The sequence below is a fragment of the Acinetobacter sp. genome (genome assembly GCF_050285345.1).
Classification (GTDB): domain Bacteria; phylum Pseudomonadota; class Gammaproteobacteria; order Pseudomonadales; family Moraxellaceae; genus Acinetobacter.
The window spans coordinates 1-13,906 of sequence record NZ_JBLZXR010000154.1; the positions used below are offsets into that span (position 1 = coordinate 1).

Below are 13,906 nucleotides of genomic sequence, written 5' to 3' on the forward strand. Positions count from 1 at the left end.
ATTCAGGTCAATTTATTTGAAAGGAAGCTATTAAGATCACTCTTTATGCCCGATAAAAAATGGCGAAAACAAGAAGAGCCTCAATTGAGGCTCTTCTTATGAAAATTGTGGGACAGCAGTGGCATCGTCTTCCTTTTTTTATGCTAGAAAATGCAGAGCGAGGCGTGAATGGTTTCACATGGAACATTCACATCAGTTGTTTGAAATTCGCTTGCTGAAACATTCATCGCTTGGTGTAAAAGCAACAAAATAACAAACAACAGCGACACGCAGTTTGAGTACTATGGAATGCGTCATAAAATCAAATAGATCTAGGCGAGAACAATAAATTTAGGGCAAATTTAAATGTCTGAGACCAATAAAATCGTGGTGTATGCAGCACTGGCCGGTAATCTTGCAATTGCTCTGGTCAAGTTTGTTGCCGCCTATATCACGAACAGCTCAGCTATGCTGAGTGAGGCGATTCATTCGGTGGTCGATACGCTAAACGAAATATTATTGTTGTACGGGATGAAAAAATCGCAGCAACCTGCGAATTATCGCCATCCGTTTGGTTATGGGCGTGAATTGTATTTTTGGGCTTTTATTGTCTCGTTGATGGTCTTTGCTTTGGGCGCTGTTGTATCGATTTATCAGGGAATCTTGCATATTCGATATCCAGAGGAAATGCAAAATCCAATGATTAACTATATCGTGCTAGGGGTTGCGATTTTATGTGAGGGAACGTCGTGGTTTGTTGCGCTAAAAGCTTTCCGAAAAATTAAAGGTAAGCAGGGCTATTTTGAGACCTTTCGTCAGAGTAAAGATCCGACCACATTTACGGTATTATTTGAAGACACAGCAGCATTGATCGGTCTATTGATTGCCTTCATCGGTATTTACCTTTCGCATGCTTTAAATATGCCAGTTTTGGATGGATTGGCTTCGGTTTTTATTGGACTAGTTTTAGCCATCTCCGCGGTGCTTTTGGCACGTGAGACCAAAGGACTACTCATGGGAGAAACCGCAGACCCGCAGTTGAGGCATAATGTATTAACTATCGCACAAGAGGATTCCGCGGTACATTCTGCCAACGGTGTATTAACCGAGCAGATGGGAGCGCATCAGGTGATTGCATCGCTGAGTTTGGAGTTTAAAGATCATTTAACTTCAGATGAAATAGAGGCTTGCGTCAACAGAATTGAAGCAAAAATTAAACAGCTTCATCCTGAAATTGTGGCACTCTTTGTCAAACCGCAGTCTAAACGGGTCTGGCTAGAACGTATGAAGGGTCGTCTTGAACACTAGGTCTGTAAAGCTCAACACTTTGCAAAGTTTGTCAGATTAATGAATGAATTTAATATACACATGAATCAAAAAACGCAACAAGCTCAGTTTCAGCTGACAACCGAAAGCTGTATGAAACATACGTGGACCAAGCCTGTCTTTGATTATCTGGCAACAGACCATTTTAATGGGGAAAAGTTTTTTAATACCATCCCAAATCCACAGCCTTTTACCCGAAAGGATATGTTGACGTGGATCATGACGCGTAAAAGTGATACTTGGAAAGTCGATCGTGAACGCGAATATCAACAGTTTTTTGCCGCATCACGCAGTATTCCGCAAAACCGTCCTTTGGCAGACATGGATGATTGGTTGGTCTGGTTTATTGGGCATGCGACAGTATTGATTCAAATCGGTCCCTATAATTTTTTAACTGACCCTGTTTGGGCTGAATATGCAGGACCACGTCAAGGTTCTGGGCCACGTCGTGCATGTCCCGCAGGCATTGCGCTAGAAGAGTTGCCAACGATTCATGGGGTTTTGCTCAGTCATAACCATTATGACCATATGGATTTAGCCACCTTAAGATGGCTGCATGAACAGTTTGCCATGCCAATTTATACAGGGCTGGGCAATGCTTACTATTTGCCAGAACATCTCAATGTGATTGAAATGGATTGGTGGCAGTCAGAACTGTTTGAAGATTTACGCATTGTTTATACTCCTGCACAGCATGGGTCTGGGCGGGGCTGGCGTGACCAAAACCATGCACTGTGGGGTGGTTTCTCTATTGTGCATCGCACAGGACATTTCTTCTTTGCAGGCGATACCGGTTATGCCGCACATTTCAAACAAATTTATACACGCTTAGGCGCACCGCGTGTGGCTTTATTGCCAATAGGGGCTTATGAGCCACGCCGTTTAATGAAATTTCTGCATATGAATCCTGAAGAAGCTTTTCAAGCACATAAAGATTTGCAGTCAAAATGTTCTTTGGCCATGCATTACCGTACTTTCCAGTTAACGGATGAAGCGCGAGAGCAACCGGAGCAGGACTTACATCAAGCCATGCGTAAAACCTCTAAGCTGATGAATCCATTTTTAACCCTGCATGAAGGCAAAAAATTGATTGTTTAGTCTTACGTGAAGTTAAAATTAAGGTATTCGAACCAATAAAAAACCACCTCAAAAGGTGGTTTTTTATGGATTCAGTTTAAGACTTAAAGTAGGCCGGGATTGCCTTGAGCTGGGTCAGTTGCACGAGCAGCTTGTGCATCAGCAACCGTCATGCTCAATGCTTTTGCTACGCCTTCACCATAAGCAGGGTCACAAGAGTAACAGTTACGGATGTGACGGTGTTTGATGAAGTCGAGTGCATCACCCATGGCCGCAGCAGTGTTGTTAAACAATGCCTGTTTCTGTTCATCGTTCATTAAATTGAACAATGCACGTGGTTGGCTGAAGTAATCGCTGTCGTCTTCACGGTAATCCCAAAGATCAGCATCACCATTAATTTTCAGTGATGGTTCTTTGTATTGAGGCTGTTCCTGCCATTGGCTAAAACTGTTTGGTTCATAGTGCGGTGTTGCACCATAGTTGCCATCCATACGGCCTTGACCATCACGACGGTTGGAGTGAACAGGGCAACGTGGTGCATTCACTGGAATTTGATAATGGTTTACACCCACACGGTAACGTGCAGCATCGGCATAGTTGAATAAGCGTGCTTGCAGCATACGGTCAGGTGAGAAACTGATACCCGGAACCAGATTGCTTGGCGCAAATGCCGCTTGTTCTACATCTTGGAAGTAGTTTTCTGGGTTACGGTTTAATTCAAACTCACCAACTTCAATCAGTGGATAGTCACCTTTTGGCCAAACTTTGGTGAGGTCAAATGGATGATAAGGCACTTTTTCAGCTTCAAGTTCAGGCATGATCTGAACGTACATTTTCCATTTCGGGAAATCGCCGCGTTCAATGGCATCAAATAAGTCCGTTTGAGAACTTTCACGGTCTTTCGCTATCAAGGTTCCAGCTTCAGCATCGGTTAAGTTTTTAATGCCTTGTTGGGTACGCATGTGGAATTTTACCCAAAAACGTTCATTGTTGGCATTGATAAAACTGAAGGTATGACTACCAAAGCCATGCATGTGACGGTAACCATCGGGAATACCACGATCAGACATAACGATCGTGACTTGATGAAGTGCTTCAGGAAGCAGAGTCCAAAAATCCCAATTGTTGGTCGCGCTACGTTTATTAGTTTTCGGATCGCGTTTTACTGCTTTGTTTAAGTCGGGGAATTTACGTGCATCTCGCAGGAAGAATACAGGTGTGTTATTACCGACTAAGTCCCAATTTCCTTCTTCAGTGTAGAATTTGAGGGCAAAACCACGAATATCACGTTCTGCATCGGCAGCACCGCGTTCACCCGCCACCGTTGAAAAACGCGCAAACATGTCCGTTTTTTTACCGACTTCAGAGAAAATCTTAGCGCGTGTGTATTGGGTAATATCATGGGTTACTGTAAAGGTACCAAATGCACCCGAACCTTTAGCGTGCATACGGCGCTCAGGAATCACTTCACGAACAAAGTTCCCGAGTTTTTCGTTTAACCATAAATCTTGTGCAAGGAGTGGACCACGTGCACCTGCCGTCATACTATTTTGATTGTCTACAACCGGAGCACCAGCATCAGTTGTTAGGTGGGTCACAGGACATTTTTTAGCGTCGTCGCTCATTGTGTTTCTCCATTATTATGGTCATGTATTAGAATAGTTGCGAGCTGTAATTTCTAGAGAAATAACACGCTTAACTCCACATGACATTAACCGTTTTGTTAAATCATTTTAAAGTAACAATGTGACCGCAGTTTTTCTCTGAATGAAAATTTTTCAGGCCAAATGAAGCCAGAGAAATAATAAAATTGAAGTCGATAAAAGCCCAAAAACTTATATTACCCTAATGACTTTAATGCTTTATATTTTTTTTGACAAATGGAATTATAGTTTTGATTAAATGGTTTATTCGATAAATCAAGTAGTTGAATTTTAAATATTTATTTGTATTATCTTTTAATAATTTAAGACGGTATCAAATAAAATATTCTGAATTTTTCTCAATTGATCCTGTTCTGAACACGAAAGACTTATTTTATTGTGAATTTTAAACAACAAGCCTAAATTTGAGTTATCTTAGTGCTTCATCGTAATAAAATTAGGCAGTCAAATTGTGAGTGCTATAAAAAATTAATTTGCTTTTAGATTAAAAAATCCATATCTGTGGATAACTCAATCTGCGATTGCGTATAACTTTACATCTGTTCGGCATGCTGTTTGACCTGCATGAAAATGGTCAGTGCAATCAGATCTTCCTTCTTGGAAAAATAGTCATAAAAAGTGCCTAAACTGACCCCGGCCAAGTCAGTGATTTCCCGAATTATGATTTTATTCGCAGGATGCGCATGCAAAAGCCGAACAAAACTTTCCATCAGCGCTTCTTGAGTGACGGGGTTTACGCCGTACATGAATCGCTGGCAAAGCCATAAAAATAATCCGAACATCTATGCTCCCATTTTCTTCTATACTGAATACAATTGAATAAAACAACAAGATGAGCGTTTAGGATGAACATAGCACAGCATTGGCAAACACATGAAATCAGCAATCAGTTTGATGAAAAACAAGATTACAACTTGTTTGAAACCGACATGGTACTGAAAGAAATTCTAGCGCGCTGCGGCAGTCAGGATCAGGCCGAGCTGTCTGCGATGGGGCAAGTGGCAGGTTCGACGGAATATTATGAATATGCCGAGCTTGCCAATCAGCATACACCGATTTTACATGCCTTTGATGCACGCGGTCGCCGTAAAGACTTTATCGAATTTCATCCGGCTTGGCACAAATGGATGAGCTTAAACCGCCAATTTGATAGTCATGCTTATCCCTTTAATCATGCTAAATCACCTGTAAAATGGGTCGATTGGGCCGCGCGTTTTTATCTGGCGGGGCAGGTTGAATGTGGAAATTTGTGTCCAAACTCCATGACATTGGGCAGCATTCCGCTGATTCAGCGTGAACCTGAACTGTGGAGCAAAATCGGCAATAAGCTGCTTTCTAGCGAATATGATGAACGTGATGTGCCGATTGCGCAGAAAAAATCAATTTGGCTTGGTATGGGCATGACCGAAAAGCAGGGCGGTTCCGATGTGCGCGCCAATGAAACGTTGGCGATTCCAGTGGCAGAATCTGGCCGTGGCAAAGCTTATTTACTGACAGGACATAAATGGTTTTTTTCTGCGCCGATGTGTGATGCGCATTTGGTGGTGGCGAAAACTGAACAAGATGGCTTGGCCTGTTTTTTTGTCCCGCGCTGGCTAGAAGATGGTAGCAAGAACAATATTCAGATCCAGCGTCTTAAAGACAAAGTTGGCAACCGCAGCAACTCCAGCTCCGAAGTTGAATTTAAAGACGCGTGGGGCATGATGATTGGCGAGGCGGGGCGCGGCATTCCGACCATTATTGAAATGGCAAATTACACCCGTTTGACTTGTTCGGTGGGATCAAGCGCGATGCTGCGTCAAGCCTTGGTGCAATGCATAGCCTATACCCGTCAGCGCAAAGCTTTTGGCAAACATTTGGCGCAACAGCCATTAATGCAAGCTGTGTTGGTAGATCTTGCTTTGGAAAGTGAAGCCGCCACTCAGCTCAGTTTTCATTTGGCGCAGTGCTATCAACAGGATGATGCACTGTCTGTGGCGTGGAAACGCATTATGACGCCAGCTTCAAAATTCTGGATATGCAAGCGCGCGGTGGAATTAAGCGGCGAAACCATGGAAGTCTTTGGCGGCAATGGCTATGTCGATAACGGCATCATGGCGCGTATTTTTAAAGAAGCGCCGGTGAATACCATTTGGGAAGGTTCAGGAAATGTCATGTGTCTGGATGTCTTACGTGCGATTGCGCGTGATCCTGAATCGATAGAGCTATTTTTTAAAGATTTGGCCTCGACCGCACTGGGCGATGACACTTTGAAACAGGAACTGCAAAGTTTATTTACGTTGTTTCAGCAACCGCCCGAAGAATTGCAGTTTATGGGGCGTAGCTTGGTCGGCCGTTTAACAATTTTGGCACAAGCCGTTTTATTAAAGCGTTATGCACCTGAATTTGTGGCAGCTGCGTTTATTCAAACGCGTTACAGTTCATTTCATGGCCGTGTGGTGGGGATACTTGCAGCCCAGCAGGTGGATGTGGAGTGCTTATTGGAGAGGGCATTGGCTTCAGACTAGACCTTTCCCTTTACGAAGCAGTAATTATCGTCCTAACTTTTAATTAAGAAGAGGGTGTATTGGATTGAGCTTAACCTCTTTCACGTTTTCCTAAAAAGAAAAGGAACAGTAGAGATCGCTAAGTTTTAATCTCTAAAATCAAAGAAGGCCAGCATCTGTTGGCTGACCTTCTTTTTCAAAGCGGCTTGAATTAAAGCTCAAGCTTGGACGGTGTAATCGAAATTACTTTTGTTTTTTCAGCTTTTTTTGGAGTTTTTTCAATTTACTTTCGTGTTTTGAAATCTTATCCAAACGCGCTTTGATTTTTTTCTTTAAAGATTTAACTTGCTTTGACATCATGTTACTCCTTCGTTTGAGTATCCGTTGGCTGATGTTTTTTGATAAAACTACGGATAAATTTTCTTAATTCACGTGCTGCACTGGTGTCTAACGTTTCACAGAGTTGTACAAATTCATCCCGCTCAGCACTGTTAATGCGAATCAAGAGTTGACCATCTTTTTTATTCGCCTTGGTCTTTTTGGGTAATTCAGCCATAACGTATCTATCCCCAAAGGCGATGATTAAAAATGTATATACAATGTATATGTGTTTTTAAATTAAAGCAAATTTAAATTATTGAAAATATTTAATAATTTCGTGTTTTTATGAATTTTTTTGTAAAAAATAAGTTTTTGATGAGTAAGCGTTTGTTATCCCAATCTTTATTTTTATATTGTTTGATTAATGTTTAGAGGGAAATTTATGTCGGCAAAATTGAAAGATCGAAAAATAACTTTTTTATCTCAAACTCGCATTTAATTTGCTTGTAATTTATGCGAAATAGCCCAATATAGGCACTACATCAATCAGATGTCTAAAGTGAAAAGTGAGTCGAGCAATGGCGAAGAAAAAAGCCCTGCCAGAAGTTGAAGTTCGCAACTTTGTGGCAAAACACATGAACGATTTTAATAAAAGCCAGACTTTTGTAGATCGAAAGAAAGACGCAAAACGTGGCTACAGCAAGCACAAAAAAGGGAGATACTCAAATGATTATCTCCCTTTTTATTTGGGTTGTTTTTCTGTTAACTCACAATGCGTGTCGCTGATTTAACCATATCACCTAGACCGTGAGTTTTAAAATAATATTCCATCATACTTTTCACCATCAGCGGATTATTCATACTTAAAGCACGTTCTAGCAACTCTTTTGCATCGGGCATCGGCACATGACAAATCGCCTTTCGTACTTTGAGAATATTACTCGAACTCATTGATAGGGTATTAAAGCCCATTGCCATCAGTAAAATTGCCGTGAGGGGGTCACCGGCCATTTCACCGCAAATACTAATTGGCTTTTCATATTTATGACATTCTTGCACCAAGCGGGTGAGGGCACGAAGCACCGCAGGATGTGAATGTGAATAGACGTTGGCCACGCGTGGATTGTTACGATCCACCGCCAATAAATATTGGGTTAAATCGTTAGAACCGACCGAGAAGAAGTCCACCAGTTCAGAAAATTCTTCAATTTGCAGCAGTACACTAGGTACTTCGACCATAATGCCGATTTTCGGTTTGGTGATTTTAACTTGTTCTTCTTCCTGCACCGCTTGCCAGTCACGGTCGAGCAAATACAGAGCCTCTTCGACTTCACTGACACTGGTGACCATCGGCAGTAAAATATGCAGGTTGTTCAAGCCAATACTGGCTTTGAGCATGGCGCGGATTTGTGAAGAAAAAATTTCCGGATGATCGAGGGTAAAGCGAATCCCACGCCAACCTAATGCTGAGTTTTCTTCTTCAATCGAGAAATATGGCAGGTCTTTGTCTGCACCAATATCGAGGGTACGCATCACTACTGGTTTGTTGGCAAAGTGACTGAGTTGCTGACGATAAATGGCACGTTGTTCTTCTTCACCGGGGAAACGGTCACGCAGCATAAACGGGATTTCAGAACGATACAGTCCGACGCCTTTGGCCCCGCGTTGTACACCACGCACCACATCAATCATCAAGCCTGTGTTGACATACAGTTTGACGACAACCCCATCTGGGGTAATGGCATCTTTGGTTTCGTACTGTTTTAAATCCTTGGCAATCTGCTCTTCTTCTTTTTGAATGTCCTTATAACGTGTACGCAGACGACGTGGTGGATTGATAAAAATACGGCCTTGGTGCGCATCGACAATCATTTCCACATCATCAAGGGTATTGATCGGCAGTTCAGTTACCCCAACCACCGTTGGAATACCGAGCGCACGTGCCACAATCACCATATGCGAGTTCATGGCACCTTCCGTGGTGACAATCGCTGCAATTTTATCGACAGGTAACTCGACCAGTGCTGCTGTGGAAATTTCATCACCAATTAAAATACTTTCATCGGTGATTTCACGGTGACTGGCATCAGCTTCTTGTAAGAAGGCCAAAATTCGGCGTCCTAAATCCTTTAAATCCGAGACGCGTTCACGCAAATAGTCATCTTCCATTTGCGCAAACAGGGCAATGTGCTTATCGATGACAATACGCACGGCACCTTGTGCCCAGTTGCCATCACGAATTTCACTTTTAATTTCGGACGGTAAGGCATTTTCATCCAGCATGCGTAAGAACACACTAAAGAGTGCACGCTCTTCGGCCATGAGCGCATCTTGCATTTTGTCATCAAGTGATTGAATTTCTTGACGGACTGCATCAATGGCATGATCCAGTAGTTCCAATTCTTCGCTAATATCATCTGCTTCACGGTCAGGGACTGACGCAAGATCTGCTGGTGGGTAGAGAATGACGGCACGGCCGAGCGCAATACCGCCCGAACCGGAAACACCTTGAAAGGTTTTGTAAGCCGGTAGGCTGCTGGGTTTACGAAAAACCTCAATATTCCCTACGGCGTGCGCATGGGCGATGACCCCAGACAGTTGAGCACATAAGGTAACGAGGAAGGATTCTGCGGCTTCACTGAAGTCTTGTGGTTCTTTATTTTGAACGACAAGTACGCCCATTACCTTACGGCGATACATGACGGGTACACCGAGGAAAGAGTTATAAATTTCCTCGCCAGTTTCGGGTAAATACAAGAAGCGTTCATGCTTTGGAGCATTGTCGAGGTTAACGATTTCTTCGCGTTGACCAACCAGACCGACCAAACCTTCACTGGTATGTAGTGACACATGACCAACTGCTTCAGGGTTCAAACCTTTAGACGCCATCAGTAAATAGCGCTGATTACGTTCATCCAGCAGATAAATGGAACAGACATCTACGTGCATAGCTTCAGCTACTTGGTTGACCATAATGTCTAAAGATTCATGCAAACTGGCTGACGCATTAATCTCTTGGACGATGCGTCTTAAGGTATCCAGCTGCATGTTCGACATCGGGTCTGCTCCTACATTTATTCTGCTTTATTTATAACAACACTCATACCAAAAATCTGCATCCAATCTGCAAATTTTTATGGTTTTTGTGGCAGCTGATTGCACAGCTCCACCATGGCTTTACGATACACATCACGTTTGAAATTCACCACCTGACCCAAAGGGTACCAGTAGCTGACCCATTGCCATTGATCAAACTCGGGCGGGTCTGACAAATCCAGCTGAATATGTTGTACTGAAGCTGTCAATTTCAATAAAAACCACTTTTGTTTTTGACCAATACATACTGGGTCTGAATCCGTGCGTATATACCGATGCGGCAAACGATAGCGCAACCACCCTTGGGTTTGTGCTATCACCTGGACGTGTTCGGGCAGTAAGCCAACTTCTTCTCTCAGCTCACGGTAAAGTGCCTGTTCGGGGGTTTCTCCATGTTGGATACCACCTTGTGGAAATTGCCAAGCATTGTGACCAATGCGCTTTGCCCATAAAACTTGTCCAATGTCGTTTGCCAAAATGATCCCGACGTTGGGTCGGAAACCTTCTGAATCGATCATTTGGCTACCTAAAAATTGTCTAATTTATGACTTTGTGCTCGGGGACGTTTATTTCTGTGTCCATCTCGAAAAAGCAAAGTGTAAAAATGTTAAAATTGTTATGATCTTAACGAATTTCTATCGACTAGCGGAGATAGATTTACAATTTTTTTCTTAAATTTCAGCTTTTACGAGTATTTTCATGAAATTGGCACTGTTTGACCTTGATCACACCTTATTAAATACCGACTCAGACCATTCTTGGGGAGAGTTTTTGGTCAATGAAGGCTTGGTTGACCCTATTCGACACCGTGCTATCAATGACAAATTTTATGAAGATTATAAAGCCGGGCAGCTTGACCCGATTGCCTATAACGAATTTGTTTTTGAATTTCTAACTCAACACGACAATGACTATTTAACAGAATTGCATCAGTTATTTATGAAAAAAGTCATTCGTGCGCAAATGCGTCCAGAAGGTTTTGCCGCGATCCAACGTCATAAAGATGCAGGACATGAATTGGTAGGGATTACCGCAACTTCAGATTTTATTACCGCACCAATTTTCCGTGAGTTTGGGATTACTGAAATTATTGCTACCAATGCCGAAGTTGTTGATGGAAAATATACTGGTAAAGTCATTAATACCGCATGCTATCAAAAAGGTAAATTGGTACGTTTGAACCAATGGCTGGAAGGTCGTGATGTGACAGAGTCTTGGGCTTATTCAGATTCGATCAATGACCGCTTTTTATTGGAATATGCAGACCATGCGATTGCGGTAAATCCAGATGACCGACTTGAAGCTTTGGCAGAAGAACAAGGTTGGGATATTCAGGACTGGTCAATTCACGCTTAAATTTGAAGCTCGATAAAAGCATCTTCGGATGCTTTTTTATAGTCGCGTTCTTATACACTAGGCCAATTTTAATGGATTGAATTTCTTTTATGCAGACAGAACGTGCTTTAACCGATTTAATCAAAATATTTATGGGGCCACGTGCGCAAACCTATTTAGATGTTTTAAATGGGCAAAATCAAGATTCAAAATTTGCAACATGGAGCTGGGCAGGGCTAATTTTTGGTCCGTATTGGCTGCTCTATCGCAAAATGTACAGCTACTTTTTTTTATTTTTCGCGATAGGCTGTGTGATTGGGTTGCTTGGTGAAATTATTGGAGCCCCTCAGCAGGTTTTGATCGGGCTGTCTTTTATTCCCAATATCATCTTGGCTTGTATAGGCAAAGGCCTATACAGTAATTTTGCCGTGCAGAAAGCCAAAACGTATAAACAACATCCGAAATATAGTGAAGAGGTCTTTGCTGAAGCAGGTGGAGTGAGTTTAAGTGTACCGATCCTATTGCTGTTTATTCAGATTGTGGTGATCATTATGTTCAGTCTGCCATTTATTAAATTTTCGCCATTTTAGAATTCTGTAATTGAGTGCATACGAGTTCCATGTTATATCCTTAATGAGAAGAATTTCTTAATGCATTAATAATCATTTGGCAGGAGAAAGATAATGAGCGTACGTCCACGTATGACCCATTTATTTGAACAATTGGGATTGGATGCGAGTGAAGAAGCCATTGCTTTATTTATTGTGACGCATCAGTTGAGTCCTCATACCAAAATTACTGAAGCAGATTATTGGACCGATGCACAGCGTCAGTTCTTGGCAGAAAAAATAAAGTCGGATGGCGAATGGGCAATCATCGTCGATCAATTGAATGAGTCTTTACATGAAGATTCGGTGACGAAATAAAAATATAGTTTAAATTTAAGTTTTAATAGCGTGGGATTATCGTAATCGATGATCCCATTTTTATAACAATAAATAGGTAAAATGGGCCGAACTCGGGTTATTGGTAACTGCAATCGGGCTGGTGAGCTTAGGAATTTGGCTAGACACTTAAGTTAATCTACACATAAAAAAGCCGCTTTAAAAGTGGCCTTTCCATTTGCAGAAGCAATGATTCATTTAAATATTTTTCATCAATTCCACTAATTTTTGCGCTGCACGCGATTGGGTACGGCCTGGATGCCACACAATTCCCAATTGACGATTCATATTGGAGGTTAAAGCCAACTGTTTTAAATCTTGATTTAAAAGGGTTTTAGGCAATACTGACCAACCGAGCCCAATAGATACCAGCATACGAATGGATTCTAAAGAGTTATTGCTCATGGTCACTTTAGGCTTTAATCCATGCTTTTCAAATTCAGCTAAGGTAATTTGACTGGTATAGGTCTGCGCCGCCGGTAATAAACTTGGATACTGAATCAGATCTTCTAAGGTCAGATGTTCTATCTGTGCCAAAGGATGAAAAGGTGCAACCACAAAAACCAGAGGATCATTCCACATGGTGATGTACTTTAAACGACTATCGCCTTGAGGTGGTAGAGTTAAAAACGCCAGTTCAAGGTCGCCTGCCAACACTTGCTCATGTGCTTGTTCCGAATCAACAAAATGCACATCTAAAGTTACATCAGGATATTGCTGTACATAGTTGCGTAAATGCTGTGACAAATGATGCAAGCCAATATGATGGCTGGTCCCAATTTTCAACTTGCCTTGAACCTGACCTTGTTCATGGCTCAAGGTATGGTGGATATCACCTAATTCATTTAACCAATTTTTGACTTTAGGCAGTAATGAATTTGCTGCATGCGTGGCTTGTACACCACGTCCCGCAGATTCGAATAACTTGACGCCAAAGTATTCTTCTAAGCTGTGAATACGTTTGGTGACTGCAGGTTGAGTAATGAAGAGCTGATCTGCTGCCAAAGAGATCGAACCCGTTTCCATAACTTTTACAAAGGCTTCAAAGGCTGCAAGATTCATTACTATTCCTATAAAGAATTTTTATGCTTATCCTCATTGTTATAATATTTTAAGAATAAATCAAAGGGAAAGTTGTATCTTTTGATTTAAAACTAAGCGTTCATTTCATCGAGTCAGTTAAAAAATCAGCAATTTAAGGATCTGAGTTTTAGATCCATTAAATGTTTTTGATTGATGCTGTTGAGGAGATTGAATAAGTCATAGCTCAAACTCACCAAAATCGGTAAATAACATAAATTAACTGTTACAAAGTTGCTGATTTATAGCTCAGCAGTGATGTGCATAATATCCATATAGAAAGTCTTTTAAAGGTCATTTATTGCGCTCGTCAGCGTACGATTGCAGAGCATAAAAAGGCATTCGGCTATCGTGACTTTTAAAGATAATGAATCAAAAATAAGTCATATTTAAAAATGAAAGGACGATAGTGATTGGGTCTGAATCATTGCTCATCATGATTCATGGATAGGGCTGGTAGTGGGAAATTGGGTCAAAGTCTGATGCATTTCCTAAGAGGGTGAATCACATGGATATTAAACATGGCTCTAGACTAGCAGACTAGTTATGTTGGTCTGTAATCATGATTAAAAACAGTAAATTAAGCCACTACAAGATT

At 41.7% G+C, this 13,906-nt stretch carries 12 protein-coding genes and 1 pseudogene; 7 read left to right on the forward strand and 6 right to left on the reverse strand.

The genetic code is table 11. The features are described 5' to 3' along the window. Positions 1–345: 345 nt before the first annotated feature. Both ACN6OV_RS13540 and ACN6OV_RS13545 read left to right on the forward strand, forming a co-directional pair. The gene (locus ACN6OV_RS13540) at positions 346–1,287 is read left to right on the forward strand and encodes a cation diffusion facilitator family transporter (protein WP_427953792.1); all 942 of its coding nucleotides are present in this window, start codon (positions 346–348) and stop codon (positions 1,285–1,287) included. Positions 1,288–1,347: 60 nt separating this feature from the next. Then, positions 1,348–2,403, forward strand: a complete 1,056-nt coding sequence (locus ACN6OV_RS13545; RefSeq protein ID WP_427953794.1) for an MBL fold metallo-hydrolase — start codon at positions 1,348–1,350, stop codon at positions 2,401–2,403. 83 nt (positions 2,404–2,486) lie between these two features. On the opposite strand, the gene ACN6OV_RS13550 is transcribed toward ACN6OV_RS13545, so the two are convergent. Beyond that, entirely contained in the window at positions 2,487–4,007 is a 1,521-nt protein-coding gene (locus ACN6OV_RS13550; protein ID WP_427953796.1) for a catalase, read from the reverse strand. A gap of 575 nt (positions 4,008–4,582) precedes the next feature. Continuing rightward, positions 4,583–4,811 (reverse strand): annotated as a pseudogene (locus tag ACN6OV_RS13555) (TetR/AcrR family transcriptional regulator); the annotation flags it as partial. A gap of 80 nt (positions 4,812–4,891) precedes the next feature. Between ACN6OV_RS13555 and ACN6OV_RS13560 the strand changes: the two are divergent. Then, the gene (locus ACN6OV_RS13560) at positions 4,892–6,553 is read left to right on the forward strand and encodes an acyl-CoA dehydrogenase family protein (RefSeq protein WP_427953798.1); all 1,662 of its coding nucleotides are present in this window, start codon (positions 4,892–4,894) and stop codon (positions 6,551–6,553) included. A gap of 340 nt (positions 6,554–6,893) precedes the next feature. Here ACN6OV_RS13560 and ACN6OV_RS13565 read toward each other — a convergent pair whose 3' ends face one another. Continuing rightward, positions 6,894–7,088, reverse strand: a complete 195-nt coding sequence (locus ACN6OV_RS13565) for a hypothetical protein (protein WP_427953800.1) — start codon at positions 7,086–7,088, stop codon at positions 6,894–6,896. 343 nt (positions 7,089–7,431) lie between these two features. Between ACN6OV_RS13565 and ACN6OV_RS13570 the strand changes: the two genes are divergently transcribed. After that, positions 7,432–7,644, forward strand: coding sequence for a DUF7230 family protein (locus ACN6OV_RS13570; RefSeq protein ID WP_427953802.1), 213 nt, complete (start codon positions 7,432–7,434; stop codon positions 7,642–7,644). On the opposite strand, the gene ptsP is transcribed toward ACN6OV_RS13570, so the two are convergent. Further along, positions 7,616–9,910, reverse strand: coding sequence for a phosphoenolpyruvate--protein phosphotransferase (gene ptsP / locus ACN6OV_RS13575; RefSeq protein ID WP_427953804.1), 2,295 nt, complete (start codon positions 9,908–9,910; stop codon positions 7,616–7,618). The two genes, ACN6OV_RS13570 and ptsP, sit on opposite strands and share 29 nt — an antisense overlap. Positions 9,911–9,987: 77 nt before the next feature. Further along, positions 9,988–10,467 (reverse strand): RNA pyrophosphohydrolase, encoded by a 480-nt coding sequence (locus ACN6OV_RS13580; RefSeq protein WP_427953806.1) that lies wholly within the window; start codon positions 10,465–10,467, stop codon positions 9,988–9,990. Between the two features lie 181 nt (positions 10,468–10,648). On the opposite strand from ACN6OV_RS13580, the gene ACN6OV_RS13585 reads away from it, so the two are divergent. The 3 genes from ACN6OV_RS13585 to ACN6OV_RS13595 all read left to right on the forward strand — a co-directional run bounded on the left by ACN6OV_RS13585 (position 10,649) and on the right by ACN6OV_RS13595 (position 12,210). Beyond that, on the forward strand, positions 10,649–11,305 hold the full coding sequence (locus ACN6OV_RS13585) for an HAD family hydrolase (protein ID WP_427953808.1): 657 nt from the start codon (positions 10,649–10,651) through the stop codon (positions 11,303–11,305). Between the two features lie 89 nt (positions 11,306–11,394). Beyond that, positions 11,395–11,874: a DUF2628 domain-containing protein gene (locus ACN6OV_RS13590; protein WP_427953810.1), complete on the forward strand. Its 480-nt coding sequence runs from the start codon at positions 11,395–11,397 to the stop codon at positions 11,872–11,874. A gap of 90 nt (positions 11,875–11,964) precedes the next feature. Next, complete coding sequence (locus ACN6OV_RS13595) at positions 11,965–12,210, forward strand: DUF2789 domain-containing protein (RefSeq protein WP_427953814.1); 246 nt, start codon at positions 11,965–11,967, stop codon at positions 12,208–12,210. 216 nt (positions 12,211–12,426) lie between these two features. Here the strand turns inward: ACN6OV_RS13595 and ACN6OV_RS13600 are convergent, their stop codons facing one another. After that, on the reverse strand, positions 12,427–13,290 hold the full coding sequence (locus ACN6OV_RS13600) for a LysR family transcriptional regulator (protein WP_427953812.1): 864 nt from the start codon (positions 13,288–13,290) through the stop codon (positions 12,427–12,429). Positions 13,291–13,906: the final 616 nt, after the last annotated feature.

Bases quoted from the DNA above. Each gene is read 5' to 3' on its own strand.
- ACN6OV_RS13550 (WP_427953796.1), bottom strand. From the start codon at position 4,007: ATGAGCGACGACGCTAAAAAATGTCCTGTGACCCACCTAACAACTGAT.
- ptsP (WP_427953804.1), bottom strand. From the start codon at position 9,910: ATGTCGAACATGCAGCTGGATACCTTAAGACGCATCGTCCAAGAGATT.
- ACN6OV_RS13585 (WP_427953808.1), top strand. From the start codon at position 10,649: ATGAAATTGGCACTGTTTGACCTTGATCACACCTTATTAAATACCGAC.
- ACN6OV_RS13600 (WP_427953812.1), bottom strand. From the start codon at position 13,290: ATGAATCTTGCAGCCTTTGAAGCCTTTGTAAAAGTTATGGAAACGGGT.
- ACN6OV_RS13570 (WP_427953802.1), top strand. From the start codon at position 7,432: ATGGCGAAGAAAAAAGCCCTGCCAGAAGTTGAAGTTCGCAACTTTGTG.
- ACN6OV_RS13590 (WP_427953810.1), top strand. From the start codon at position 11,395: ATGCAGACAGAACGTGCTTTAACCGATTTAATCAAAATATTTATGGGG.
- ACN6OV_RS13580 (WP_427953806.1), bottom strand. From the start codon at position 10,467: ATGATCGATTCAGAAGGTTTCCGACCCAACGTCGGGATCATTTTGGCA.
- ACN6OV_RS13545 (WP_427953794.1), top strand. From the start codon at position 1,348: ATGAATCAAAAAACGCAACAAGCTCAGTTTCAGCTGACAACCGAAAGC.
- ACN6OV_RS13565 (WP_427953800.1), bottom strand. From the start codon at position 7,088: ATGGCTGAATTACCCAAAAAGACCAAGGCGAATAAAAAAGATGGTCAA.
- ACN6OV_RS13560 (WP_427953798.1), top strand. From the start codon at position 4,892: ATGAACATAGCACAGCATTGGCAAACACATGAAATCAGCAATCAGTTT.
- ACN6OV_RS13540 (WP_427953792.1), top strand. From the start codon at position 346: ATGTCTGAGACCAATAAAATCGTGGTGTATGCAGCACTGGCCGGTAAT.